Genomic DNA, 13,819 nt, shown 5'->3' with positions numbered 1-13,819 from the left:
GCAGGAAAGCAATTATGAACCAACATGTTATTATTTTTTCAAGTGCTAGAAGCCAAGGTAACACCCGCCAAGCTGCCGACACTCTCGCCCGACACCTAGATGCGCAATTCATTGATTTAGACGCCTATCAGATTAACCCATATCGGTATGATATTCGCGAACAAAGCGATGATTTCCGCGCGTTAATCACGCGATTACTGGAGTTTGACCATTGGGTATTTGCATCGCCCGTCTATTGGTATAACACCACACCGCAGATGAAGGCGTTTTTTGATAGACTCACGGAATACATGGATCAGCCCCAATTGCGTAGCCAGTTACGACAACTGCGCACTAAGCAAGCATCCTTGCTCTCCACTAGTTATACCGAGCGGGCGCCGCAAGCGTTTGTGGACCCTTTCATCCATACTGCCACCTACCTAGGGATGCAATTTGTCACTCACTATCATGCTGGCGCTGCAGACCCTGAATCTGTAGCCGTGCAATACCCTAAAAGACAAATGTGGTGGCGCAAGTTGTATGCCTTGTTGAACACTCAAGCAGGCCTTATTAGATAAATTGGTGATTATTTTGCAATAATTCGTTCAAGCGCAAAATTAGCTGAATGTAAAATGAATGTCTGCGAGTGGTTACTATCTCTAGACGCCATTAAATTTATTAGTTCACAGAGTGCATTTTTGCACTCTTATGATGCAATAAAGGCGTTGTTAGAGGTTTAGCTCTATTGTTGTTATGTAAACAAGATGTTTATTTTGTGCGTGGTTAGTCTTGATAGTAAAGCTTAAATAGGTACACTCAATGCTCCCCCTCCCCCTAGTGTTTGGATGCTTCAGAGGAAGAAGTAATGAATTACAAGCAGTTATTTGTCTTAACAAAAGATAATGCAAATACTCAAAGCGACGATTTCTTGTTGTTACTCAAAGTATTGGAAACGCTCGCAACAACCGTTAAGGTCGATTCCCGCCTGCCAGAGGTGGGTGAGCGCGAACACATTGCACTATTTTTAGTGGATGCTGCGTATTGTGATTGCCAAGAAATGCTCAGCGAGGAGATCATTCAGTTGGCGCGCCAGCACAGTGTTGCGGTGTTTAATGCTCAGCGCCACGCGCTGAACGAACGCACAGCGCTGCTGGCGAATCTTAAAGGCGCGCTTTATAACGATGACAGTCCTGAGCATATGTTTAAAGGCGTGCGCCGCGTCCTCGGCGGCGAGCTATGGTTTTGCCGCAAGGCCATCTCCAATGCCTTTGGCGATCTAATTCAACAGCTTCCCGCCACCGATGCGCTATCGGCGCAACGCCACAGCGACATCGACTTAAGTGTGCTAACCGCACGGGAAAAGTCGGTGATTTCATTGTTGGCTAAGGGGGCTAAAAATGATGATATCGCCTGCGCTCTGAACATCAGTAATCACACAGTGAAAACGCATATATACAGTGCTTTTCGTAAGACCAACTCGCGTAATCGTATTGAATTGGCCAATTGGGCACAGCGCTATATTCCGGTGGCATCTCGCGTCATGGAACAGCGTCAATAACCTGCTCAGCGTGCTATTGAGCGCGAGGTTACCATTGAGCAAAAATAAAGGCGCCAAACGAGGCGCCTTTATTGTGTCAGTGCCGAGGTGATCAACTGGTTCGCGCCGACCATACCCCTTTGTTAATGCCGTCTTTTATGAGTAACGTCAGTGCTTTTTCAATCGCTTGCGTGACACAAATATGCATGGGTTCGTTATCACTGAAGCCTGCTTCGGCTTCCAACAAGCGCTTGTAACTCACATAGCGGAAAAAGCCAGCACGCATCTCTTGTGAGAGTACTTTTTTGCTGGTAGCAACCGACAGCAATACCTGCCCGGTGCGCACATCGACCGCACGCATATAAATAGAGATAACATCCTCACGGTACAGCTCTGAGGCGCCAATGCCAAAATATTCTGCACCTAAGCCTCCGGTTTTTACGTTACTGTCGTAACTGATGATCCCGCCCTCAAGAATGATTTTGGCGGTGGTTAATGGCGGCAGCTCTGGGGCATTGTCGCCCTTATCACTCATCGCCGCTCGCACGATTTTTCGCTCTGTAAGCAAATTTTGTAATCCTTCACGCTCCACGGGCACAAACCAGTCGGTTTCATGCAGCGCTTGCATCAGAATAGAGTTCGCACCTTGGGTTACGGCGGTAGAAAACGAGCTGACGTTTTCTTGCGGCTTATATTGCCCCGTTTGGTCGCGAAATGAATAAACTGAGACGGGAATTGCGCCTCTGGGATTAGGTAGCGCTTTTAGTTCGGCAAAGGTTTCTGTGAGCGCCAATTGCTCAGCAATTTGCTCATCTGGGGGCACAGTCGAGGTGATAGCCGAACAGCCGCTAAGCAAAGCCAATAGTAAAAATGCACATATACGTTTCATTAGCCAAACCTCGGTACTTCGATTACGGTGACAGTGCCATCCAGGGTATTGGTTATTTGCACGGTGATACTATCAGGGGTGCTGGTGATAATCTGGATTTGATAGTCGCCACTCATAAAGATGGAGTCTTGGTTAAAAATACTGTCTTCAACATCGTCACCGAAGGCGATATCGGTAATTTCACGAACCATGCGGTTGAGGTAAGTACGCTCCAACGATTCTTGAAACTTTTCACCATAGGTTTTTTCACTGATAGGGGCCCGGTGCTTATTTTGGGCTTGTGCTTTAGAGAGCAACATATTGGCATTTAACGGGTTTCCGCCAAATGATGGGTTAATAGGTTTGTATACAAGCTCAGTGGCCATCAGTGGCAGTGACGCACAAAGCAAAAGTGCATAAATTATTGTTTTCATTTTTACCATCCACTTGCTGCTAGATCAGGGGAGTGTTGTTTAAATCTGGCGCGCGCCATGGCGTCCATAATCGCGAACATCGCGCTTTCGACGCGCTCTTTGAGTGGCCCACCACGTCGGCCCATAAAAGTGACGTATACCAATTCATTATTCATGAGTACTTCAAGGCGGGTGCCAGCACGAGGGAGCACCGTTTCTTTGATCACCACGTTGGTGCCGCTGGTATCAGGTAGATCGCGCCATAACTGTGAGAAATTAAAGTAAAATTGGTGGCCAAAGCGGCTAATACTGCGATCGAGTACGAGGCCGTCAATTTCCACTTCTTGTGCTTTGCTTGACGTGTGAGTCAGGGCAAGGAGCACAATCAGGGTGCTGAGAAAATACTTCATCATCGGCTGAAAGGGAGGGTTATCCCTCCCATTAGAGCTTTACTGTTGTACAACAGTTGCAGAGTTATAGTCACCGACTTGAGTGACAGCAACGGTGTTACCAGTGCCCATAACCGAGCCTTCAACCAAGTTACCCTCACCAAGTTGACTGATAGACACAGTATTACCTTCACCTGCGACTGCGAACGCACCTTGTCCCATGCCGGCAACCATGTTCATGCCGCCTTCTTGGGCGATATCAATGCTGTGGCCACTGCCTTCTACCATGAGGTCGATAGCATTGAGCTCACCACTTTGTACCAAGTCGACTTGGTTGCTTGAGCTTTCCATCACTGAGCCCATGGTCAATACAGCTTCATTGCCCATGCCACTTTGAGTAATAGCGATATCATTATCGTTGCTGGCAATGCTTGGATCTGGGTAAGATGATTCAATAACAGCGGTGTTCATGTCACCAGATTGGGCAACTGCTACGTCGTTGTCATTACCGTTGAAGTTAACAACATGCGTGGCGTTGTCGTTGCCGATTTGCATGGCATCAAACTCATTGTTGTTACCTAGCACGCCAAGATATACTTCGTTGCCACTGCCATTTTGGGTTGCGCTGAAATCGTTCTCATCGCCTAATACCTCAGCTGATGCTGCGTTATTATCACCCATTTGCATAACGTTTAGCTCGTTTCCATCACCAGAGAATAGAGCCGACTCAAAAGTATTCGCGCTGCCTTCTTGATCAATTGACAGAGCATTTTCATTGCCCTCGATAGAGACGATATCAGTGCTGTTATTCGCGCCTTCCTGCTCAACAGCGAGTTCGTTCTCATCTCCGAAAATATCGCCAATGCTGATGACGTTGGTATCGCCTAGCTGTTCACTGGCAAATTCGTTCATGCTGCCATTAATAGAAGTGACGGATAGTTGGTTCCAAAAACCATCCTGCTCTACGCTCAGTTCGTTGGCGTCACCTTGAACCGACGTAAATTGCGCTTCGTTCCATAATCCAGCTTGCTGTGCATTAACCACGTTGGCATTGCCCTGCATATCCAGGTTGTAGAACCAGTGCCCGCCGTCGCCCTGAACAACATTAATTTGGTTTGCATCGCCGCCAATCACGTTGATGGCCTCATTGTTGATGCCTAAGAAACCAGTGCCGTTTTGCTCAACCGCGATTTGGTTGTCACTGCCAGTCACTTCGCTTAATGCGCCATTCGCTTCGCCATCTTGGTTGTAAGATTGCTGGTTGTTGTCGCCTTGTGTGGTCACCAACACCACATTGCCGTTACCTATTTGCATGGCATCTGTTTGGTTACCATCACCTACCGTGGTGATCTCAGTAAGGTTGGCGTCGCCTTGTTGCAAAGAGCTGGCGCTGTTACCTAAACCCTGTACAGACGTTTGTGAAATTGTGAGCTCATTACCAACGGCGGCTGCACGCTCTACGTTAGCAAGTGCAGATGTTGACCCAGGTTTGTCTTCGCTTTGTGCGTAAGCACCTGTTGATAGGGCCATCGCGATGGCGCAGGTTAAAATAGATTTAGAAAGCTTCACGCTTATCTCCTTGTTGTTTGTTATTACTGCGACGACGTTACAAATGAAAAGGCTCATCTCAGGGTTGCCGACCTGAGCTGGGTTAATCAAAAAAGCGTGTGAACGAGCGCAGCGTTGTTGTCCTAAAAGGTGTTGGCAGTAGTAAAAGCCAACGGTCACTGGTGCGTATGGCGTCATTCCTTTGCCTTAGCGGTAAATAAGTAGCCGGGCGCTGGAATACGGAGAAGCCTAAGAGTTCGGTAAGCGTTGGGAGAGAAATAAAACTCGTCACTAAGTTGCAATTACGCGCATGCATGGGAAAAACTTGCTTCCAATGCTTTGTTGAGTAATTGCAACGAGCCATATTCCCTCCTGGGTCACTGATAGTTGCATGCACAGTGCATGGATTGGTGCTGCAAGGTATCAATATTAGTAATACTCATTTTCCTACCGAGGTATTCACTCTAAGTTCACTTTGAAAGCAGATAAATTAGCAATTTTTATGGTTGGTTATTTGTTTATTAAAATCAGTGTTTTGTGTTTGTTTTTGTAGATTTTAATGGTGGAGATTAGCGGCTGCTACCAAAAAAGCATGAGAAAAAATGAGTTGAAATTGCTCGAAGTGGGATCAAAAAAAAGCATGAGAGCCTCAACCTTTATGGATTAAATTTAACAAAAAAGAGTGGTTTTTAACTTTCTATTCATTTTTGTTTTGCGTGTTCCTAAAACAGTCGCTACAACAAAGAGGTTGCCACACATTGACTGCGTATGTGCTCTTTTGGAGAAGAGATACTTACTTCTGTGTACCTTCGGGCCACACAGACAACTTCTATGGAATAGATCTATGAAAACCAAACTATCTGCGCTGACTTTAGCGCTCGTTCCGGTACTTTCATTAAGCGCTCACGCGGGCGTTCACATTAAAGATACAGCTGCCACTGACAATGACGACAGCATCCTTGTGGTATTCAAACAAGGCACTTCTGCCGCAGTGCGTGCTCAAGCACGGTCTTTAGTCAAAGCAAAAATCAGCGATTTGAATGCTGATGAAGTTGATGATCGCTACAAGCATGTGCTTGGTGGTCGTCTTGCCAATTTTAAACTCGATGGCGTCAGCGCCAAACAAGCCTTGGCGGCTCTTAATAAGCACCCTGGTGTGGAATATGCCGAGCCAGATTACCAAGTAAAAGCATTAGGCGTGCCTGATGACAGCCGTTTTGACGAGTTATGGGGCCTTCATAACCTTGGGCAAACAGGTGGTACAGAGGATGCAGATATTGATGCTGTTGAAGCATGGGATATTACCACCGGCTCCGCAGATGTAATTGTCGGTGTTATCGATACTGGTGTTGATTACTCACACCCCGATCTTGCTATGAACATGTGGGTGAACCCAGGTGAAGTTGCTGGTGACGGTGTGGATAACGATGGCAACGGCTATATCGATGATGTTCACGGTATTAATGCCATCACTGGTGATGGCGACCCTATGGATGACCAAGGTCATGGCTCGCACGTCTCTGGCACCATCGGCGCATCCGGTAATAATGCTGAGGGCGTTGTCGGTGTAAATCACGAAGTATCCATCGCTGGTTGTAAGTTCCTCAGTGCTACAGGCTCGGGTTCAACATCGGATGCGATTGAGTGTATCGATTATTTCGTGGCCCTGAAAAATGACGGTCACAACATTCGTGTTACCAACAACAGTTGGGGTGGCGGCGGCTTTAGCCAAGCGCTTGCGGATGCCATTACGGCGAGCGAGAATGCCGACATTCTTTTCGTTGCCGCCGCAGGTAATGACGCGGTTGATAACGATGTTAACCCTCACTACCCATCGAGCTATGAGCATGAATCAGTGCTTTCTATTGCCAGTACAACGCACACCGATGCGATGTCAGGGTTCTCACAATGGGGCTTAACAAGTGTTGATATGGGTGCTCCAGGCAGCGCTATCCTCTCTACTGTGCCGGGGGGCGGTTATGCGTCCTACTCTGGCACCTCAATGGCCACGCCTCATGTTGCAGGCGCTGCAGCGTTAGTGCTGTCGGTGAATCCGAGCTTGAGTGCAGTAGAAGTGAAGCAATTGCTAATGAGCAGTGGCGATGCGAATGCTGACTTAGATGGAATGACCGTTGCGGGTACACGTTTAAATGTGAACCAGGCGGTGGTTGATGCTGACCCTGAGCCAGGCTTTAGAATGACGGCTGCGCCCCGTAACCAAGAGATTGTTGCCGGTGACACTGCGACTTATGAGCTGAGCTTTAGTTCGGTGGCCGAGTGGCAAGGAACAATCGACCTTGCGCTCGTTGCAGGCATTGATGGCGCGAGCTTGTCGAGCAATACTGCACAGCCAGGTGATGTGGTAACGCTGAGCGTGCCAACAACAGCGCAAACCCAATGGGGTGAGTATAGCTTTACCATTGATGCAACCTCGGGTGATTTAGCACAGCAAAAGTCAGTTGAGCTATACGTATTACCTCAGGGGTTAACTGAGTTTAGCTATGAAAACACCACAACTGTGGACATTCCTGATAATGACGCAACAGGTATTACGTCAGTGATCACTGTTGCAGATGACGTCACGGTGTTTGATACCAATACCTTGGTAGATATCAGCCACACTTGGATTGGCGATTTGATTGTCACGCTTACTTCGCCATCCGGCACGGTAGCTACGCTCCATAATCGCAGTGGCGGTAGTGCGGATGACATTAACGAAACCTTCAACTCAGAGGCCTTTAATGGTGAAGTGGCCACCGGTGATTGGACGCTAACGGTGTCTGATAATGTAGGTGCTGACACGGGGACATTAAACGCTTGGACCCTTAACCTTACAGGCATTGGCGAAGTAACGGCGCAGCCGCCGCAGGCAGGTTTTAGCTATGACGTTAATGACCTAAGCGTGCAGTTTACAGATGCTAGTTCTGATGTGAACGGCGATATTGTTAGCTGGATGTGGGACTTTGGTGACGGTGCCAGCAGCTCTGATGCTAGCCCTATGTATACCTACGCGGATTATGGCACGTACAGTGTAAGCCTGACTGTGACCGACAGTGAAGGTAACAGTGATACCTTAACTCAAGAAGTCACTTTAAGCGCAGATGATGTGCAACTCGAAGTGGTACGTGCTAATAAAACACGCTTAGGCTTTATGCGCGTTGAACTGGCATGGCAGGGAAGCAGCGCTGAGCAAGTGGATGTGTACCGTAATGGCGAGTTTTTAGAAAGCACTGCCAATACCGGTGGCTATCGTGACTTTGAACGCCGCGCAGACCAAACTTCTTACACCTATCAAATTTGCCAAGAGGGCGATATTTGTTCGAATGAAGTGACAGTGACTTTCGAGTAGATAAGAATAAACTCTGCTGTTAAATGAATATGACCGCGCTAATTTTAGTGCGGTCATATTATTTTTACCCCTAAACCTCCTATTTCAGTAGGTGTTTTTCGTCCATTTCCTACCAAGATAAATACCGCAAAGTTATACAAGTACTGGATACGTGTTAGATGAATTTTTGTACCATTAAGCTAACAACCCAACAAAAGTAACTAAATGTTTACAAGGTTGCTGTGTTTTTTAGTACTTTTTATCGATTTTTGTTGTTAATTTACCGTCAATTGTGTACATAATTGTGACCAATGTAAGTAGATGTTACATTGAATTAAAATAATAATGTCAGGGGTAATAACAATGTTTAAAAAAACGGTACTATCAAAAGCCGTGCAATACTCTCTTATGCTAGGGTCTGCAGCATTTGTTTCTGGGGCTTATGCAGCTGAGGAACAGGATGAAACGGTCATTGAAGAAGAAGCACCAGAGCGCATCGAGGTGACTGGTTCACGTATTCGCCGAGCAGAATTTTCTAACGCCTCGCCAATTCAGGTTATCAGTGGTGATTTTTCTCGTGAAATGGGTCTTTTCGATGCTGGCGAAATGCTTCAAGGTACGAACCAAGCATCGGGCTCGCAAATTGACAATACCTTTGGTGGCTATGTTTTAGATAATGGTCCGGGCGCAGCAACAATCGGCTTCCGAGGTCTAGGTGCTGAACGTACTCTTGTACTTATTAATGGTCGACGCATGGCACCTGCAGGGGTCGGTGGTGCACCAACTTCACCTGACTTAAACCTTGTGCCAGGGGTTATGATCCAACGCGTAGAAAACCTGTTTGATGGTGCTTCAACCGTTTATGGTTCCGACGCTGTTGCGGGTGTTGCCAACATCATTCTCCGTAAAGATGTAGAAGGCTTTGAGGTGCAAGGCTCATATAAACAACCTGATGGTGATGGTGGTGAAGAATCATCGTTATCAGCAATGTGGGGTAAAACCTTTGATAATGGCTTTGTAACTATTGGTGCAGAGTACACCGACCGCCAAGCTCAGTCATATGCTGGAAACCCTTTTACAAAAGGCTGTGAAGAGCGTATCTGGGAAACAGAAGAGGGTGACATCATTACTCGTTACAGCGGTGATGGCCCACTTGCCCGTGGCGACGATACTTGTGATATCTTTCCTTTAACAAACCGTGTGTCAGTCCCGTTTTGGGGTAGCCTATACTACACAGGCGGTAGCTCTAACGTCGGTGTTCCAAACTTTAGCGAAACAACGGATCCGACAGGGGGTCAGCTAGGCCCAGATTTCGGTGTACCTGGATGGGTCTTCGGTGACTCAGATGGTGATGGTGTCAATGACGTATGGTTCCCTGATGGCAACGGTGACGGTTATCGTGACGTAGATTTCCAAGACCCGCTATACGCGTTACAACAGTCAGACTATTATCGCAGTGGTGATTACCGCAGTCGTAACAAACGTTATTCCGTTATGCTCAACGGTGAATACTCTTTTGATGACGACAATGGCACCTTGTTCTACTACGAAGGTATTTATGCTAAGCGTGAATCGCCTATTTTTAACCCTGGTGCCCAGCTGTTTGAAGACGTGCCAGCTTCAAACCCGTATAACCCATGTGGTGTAAATGGTACCGATTGTCGCGCAGGAATTGGCTTTCCGTACGGTCCACAAGATGTGTTACCGATTATCAATATTCGCGGTGACCGTGATCGCTTCGATGTCGAGGTTGAGCAATATCGTGCAGTCGCGGGCTTTACCGCTGACCTACCGGCTCTAGAGGCGATCGGTTTAGAAAATTGGTACTATGATGCGTATGTATCTTACAGCGCCTCGAAGGGTACTGATAGCCGTCAAGGTATTTCAGAAGCACGACTTTTTAAGTCACTTAACGAAGCGGTGCTTAACGATGACGGTACAGTAACCTGTGGCGCAGACTGTGTTCCGGTTAACCTATTTAGCGAAAATATTTATCAGCCAGGCGGTGGTACGTTAACGGACGCCGAAGCGAACTACTTGTTTGTTGACCGCACCATTGAGACAAAAGTTAACCAATTGGTGGTGAATGGCTTTATTGGCGGTGACCTGTTTGATATCGCTTGGAATGGTGAGCCTGTCAGTGCGGTGTTTGGTGCTGAGTTCCGTCGCGACGAGATCGAGTCAAATCCAAATGATGTGGCTGCAAAAGGTTTGCTTTGGGGTTATTTCTCTGACCAAGGGGCTGACGGATCTCGAAACCTCAAAGAGGTTTTCACCGAGATGGAATTCCCACTTATTCGTGGCGAGCAATGGGCTGAAGAGTTGACCTTTACAGCGTCAGGTCGTATCTCAGAAGAAAGCTTCTATGATGCAGAAAGCACCTACAGCTTAAAGGCTGTATATCGTCCAGTTGATTGGTTCACGCTTCGTGCAACCAAAGGTACTTCGTACCGTGCTCCTAACTTACGTGAGCGCTTCTTAAACGGTACTTCAGGCTATAACACCGTAATTGACCCTTGTGTGGTTCCGGATGATGCTCGAATCGAAGATCCGTTGAATGACGATGTGCCAGCTACCTACAATCCAGCGGAAGATAACCGTACACAAAGCGTATTGGATGCGTGTGCTGCTTCTGGTGTAGATCCGACTGCACTTGGTCTGGGCCAAAACGGTGAGGAAGAGTTCACTAACTCGACTAGCATTGAGATTGTTACTGGTGGTACACAAGACCTGACGCCAGAGACATCAATCGCAAAAACTTATGGTTTCGTATTCGAACAACCATTTAGTGATGACTTTGACCTAACAGTGTCATTAACGCGCTTTGATATTGAAGTAACCAACTCGATTGCTGAGCCAAGTGCACCTTACAGTATCGATCAGTGTTACTCAGCCGATGGTAACGATGCATTCTGTAGCCGAATTACTCGTGACGAAAATCAACAAATCGGCCTAGTTGATGCTAGCTTCATTAACATCGGTTTGATTACGTCAAAGGGTTACGACTACAACATCTACTATAAACAGGATTTCGTTGTATTTGAGGAGAACTTAGGCGTCACCGTCGATTTGCAAGCAACGAAGATGACTGAGTCGCTGTATGATGTTCTTGGAACCGTTGATGACAACTTAGGCGAGCCTGAATATCCTGAATGGCGTGGTACTGCTCGTTTGAAACTTGAGTACAACGACCTCGCATTTAACTGGGAAACGCGTTATATCAGTGAAGGCACTGAAGATGCGGATGACCTTGGCGATTTCGAAGAAGGTACCGATGGTTGTACTGGCCTGACTAATAATGCCGGTGAGCCGTTGAAGTGTCGCCCACTAGGTTACACTGATGATTACTATGTCCATAACATTAGTTTCCGTTATGAATTTGATAGCTTCAGTATCAATGCCGGTGTTCGAAATGTATTTAATGAAGAGCCACCAAAAGTAGACCCTGATGGTTCATTCTCAAGCTCTAACATCCCTCTAGGTGTTGGATATGATACAGATGGTCGTACACCATTTATTAACTTCCAAGCACAGTTTTAAGCTAAAGAAGTAAATTTGGTAAAAAGGCTTCTGCTTGCAGGAGCCTTTTTTTTGGACAATTAGGTTCAATTATTATGAGGACATAAAAATGTTAAAAACCTCAATTTTTAGTTTAGCAATGCTAATGATGGTCGCTCCAGGGGCTAATGCTGAGCCCCAATCTGAGCAGCCTTCAGTCTCTACCATCGAATCTTTCTCTATACTACCTGCGATTCGCAGTGTACAAACTTCTCCTGACGGTAAGCACCTTGCTGTGTTAAAAGCAACCAGCAAGAATGGTGATTACGTTCTTGAAGTTAGAAAAACAGCTGATATGGCCGCAGAACCTGTACGTTTAGGTGCAGACAAAATGCGTATATCCAGTGTCTCTTGGTTAAATAACGAAAAAATTGGTGTGATGTTTCGCCAGTTACTAGAAGACAGTGGCAGTAAGTATTGGGTGACTCAATTTGCGATTACTAATGCAAATGGTAAAGGGGAGTGGCTTATTCCCTTTCGTGAAAGCCGTCAGGGATTCTCAATCATTGATTTATTGCACGATGATAACAAACATATCTTGGTCGAAGGTGACGTCAATGACAACTACATCCCTGATGTTGTAAAGCTTGATATTTATAGTGGTCGAACCAAAACTTTGGTGCGCGGCAGCGACAAGGTAAACGGTAGCTTTATTGCCGACAAAGATGGTGACGTTCGTGTTGGTCAAGGCTTTAATCGTGCTGATCAGGCTATTGATGTATTTGCGCGAAAAAAGGGCGATGACGAATGGATTAAAATTCATAGTGTCAGCGGTGAAAAGCGTGAAACTTTTGATATCGCCGGTGTGTCTGCTGAGCAACCCAACAAATTATACGTTATTGCAAACCAAGGCGAGAATACCACCGGGGTATACCTATATGACATTGTTGAGAAGACGTATTCCGAGCGCTTGTTTGGTCTGAAGTCAGTCGATGTGGATGCAGTATTGCAGGACAAAGAAGACAACCTAATTGGCTTTTCCTACACGGCAAAGCATCCAGAGTTTTACTTTACCAACCCCGAGTATCAAGCTGTCCAAGATGGCGTGAAACAGTTGTATCCTGACAAATTTGTTCGCGTAGTCAGTCGCTCTGAAGACGATAATACCTTAGTGGTGATGACCCAGTCGGACGATGACCCAGGTACTTACTATGTCATTTTGAACAAAAAAGACATCATCAAACTGGGCGAGAAAATGCCCTTTATTGATAAAAATAAACTGGGAGAGACCAAATATATTAGCTATAAAGCCCGTGATGGTCGTAAGATCCGCGCCTATTTAACCATTCCTCAGGGTAAAGGACCATTCCCAGCTGTCGTGTTACCTCATGGTGGGCCTTGGGTGCGCGATACGGTCATATTTGATGACTGGGCACAACTACTTGCCTCTCATGGCTATGTGGTGATACAGCCCAACTATCGAGGCTCGACAGGCTATGGTTTAGAGCATTGGAAGGCGGGCGACAAGAACTGGGGTTTGAAGATGCAAGACGACCTTGATGATGCTGCCCTGTATCTTGTTGATAAAGGACTTGCAACCAAGGATAAGCTGGCCATGTTTGGTTGGAGTTACGGTGGTTATGCCGCATTTGCTGCTTCAATGCGTGATAAAAATATCTATCAATGCACTGTCGCTGGGGCTGGCGTGAGTGACTTAAATCGCATTAATGCCACGCTAAACGATAATCCTTTGTTGAGTAAACTGCAAAAACCTACCATCGCTGGTGTTTCTCCTGTGGAGCAGGTGGAAAAAGTCAATGTGCCTATTTTGGTCATTCATGGTGATATTGATGGGCGTGTGCCTATTGAGCATAGTGACGCGTTTGTAAATGAGCTAAAGCAACATAACAAAAACTTTAAGTATGTGGTGTTAGAGGATGCGGACCATTTCTCTGACACGTTGTTTTTTGATCATAAAATAACTTTTTACTCCGAATTAGTTAACTGGTTAGATAATCGCTGCGGCCTAAAGTAGCCTGCACAGGGGCGGCGGTTTTGAACCGCCGTCCTTCACCCCCCTTGCACCTGCTCGTTGATACAGTCCACCCTTCCCACTAGTTATGATTATAATTGTGTTTAAATATTGTTTTTATGTTTAATAAGTTGTTGCTGTTATACTTAAATTTACATTTATTCTATTTTTTTGTTTTATTTTCACCCTTATTGTTCTGTGTAACTCATTGTAGTTAAACAGTTATT

9 protein-coding genes are annotated in these 13,819 nt (G+C 46.2%); 5 read left to right on the top strand and 4 right to left on the bottom strand.

The features are described 5' to 3' along the window. Positions 1 to 14 precede the first annotated feature (14 nt). Positions 15 to 557 carry an NAD(P)H-dependent oxidoreductase gene (locus tag EXT46_RS06135; RefSeq protein WP_022945042.1) on the top strand — a complete coding sequence of 181 codons (543 nt, stop codon included), beginning with the start codon at positions 15 to 17 and terminating at the stop codon, positions 555 to 557. Positions 558 to 844: 287 nt separating this feature from the next. Beyond that, on the top strand, positions 845 to 1,537 hold the full coding sequence (locus EXT46_RS06130) for a response regulator transcription factor (RefSeq protein ID WP_130145954.1): 693 nt from the start codon (positions 845 to 847) through the stop codon (positions 1,535 to 1,537). 91 nt (positions 1,538 to 1,628) lie between these two features. Here the strand turns inward: EXT46_RS06130 and EXT46_RS06125 are convergent, their stop codons facing one another. From EXT46_RS06125 to EXT46_RS06110, 4 genes are read right to left on the bottom strand one after another with little or no spacing between them, the layout of a single operon-like run. After that, complete coding sequence (locus EXT46_RS06125) at positions 1,629 to 2,405, bottom strand: CsgG/HfaB family protein (RefSeq protein WP_022945044.1); 777 nt, start codon at positions 2,403 to 2,405, stop codon at positions 1,629 to 1,631. Then, a complete protein-coding gene (locus EXT46_RS06120) occupies positions 2,405 to 2,827 on the bottom strand; it encodes a curli assembly protein CsgF (RefSeq protein WP_022945045.1) in 423 nt (140 codons plus the stop codon). The genes EXT46_RS06125 and EXT46_RS06120 overlap by 1 nt, the downstream gene beginning before the upstream one ends. Beyond that, complete coding sequence (locus EXT46_RS06115) at positions 2,821 to 3,207, bottom strand: CsgE family curli-type amyloid fiber assembly protein (protein WP_045978886.1); 387 nt, start codon at positions 3,205 to 3,207, stop codon at positions 2,821 to 2,823. Before EXT46_RS06115 ends, EXT46_RS06120 begins: the two co-directional genes overlap by 7 nt. A gap of 39 nt (positions 3,208 to 3,246) precedes the next feature. Further along, positions 3,247 to 4,755 (bottom strand): curlin, encoded by a 1,509-nt coding sequence (locus tag EXT46_RS06110; RefSeq protein WP_130145952.1) that lies wholly within the window; start codon positions 4,753 to 4,755, stop codon positions 3,247 to 3,249. A gap of 823 nt (positions 4,756 to 5,578) precedes the next feature. On the opposite strand from EXT46_RS06110, the gene EXT46_RS06105 reads away from it, so the two are divergent. The 3 genes from EXT46_RS06105 to EXT46_RS06095 all read left to right on the top strand — a co-directional run bounded on the left by EXT46_RS06105 (position 5,579) and on the right by EXT46_RS06095 (position 13,595). Next, positions 5,579 to 8,083: a S8 family serine peptidase gene (locus EXT46_RS06105; RefSeq protein ID WP_130145950.1), complete on the top strand. Its 2,505-nt coding sequence runs from the start codon at positions 5,579 to 5,581 to the stop codon at positions 8,081 to 8,083. 342 nt (positions 8,084 to 8,425) lie between these two features. After that, the gene (locus tag EXT46_RS06100) at positions 8,426 to 11,602 is read left to right on the top strand and encodes a TonB-dependent receptor (RefSeq protein ID WP_130145948.1); all 3,177 of its coding nucleotides are present in this window, start codon (positions 8,426 to 8,428) and stop codon (positions 11,600 to 11,602) included. Positions 11,603 to 11,690: 88 nt separating this feature from the next. Continuing rightward, positions 11,691 to 13,595 (top strand): prolyl oligopeptidase family serine peptidase, encoded by a 1,905-nt coding sequence (locus tag EXT46_RS06095; protein ID WP_130145946.1) that lies wholly within the window; start codon positions 11,691 to 11,693, stop codon positions 13,593 to 13,595. Positions 13,596 to 13,819 lie beyond the last annotated feature (224 nt).

This window comes from Pseudoalteromonas sp. CO325X, from assembly GCF_004208955.1.
Taxonomy (GTDB): domain Bacteria; phylum Pseudomonadota; class Gammaproteobacteria; order Enterobacterales; family Alteromonadaceae; genus Pseudoalteromonas; species Pseudoalteromonas ruthenica.
This window is presented reverse-complemented; position numbering and strand designations above follow the sequence as displayed.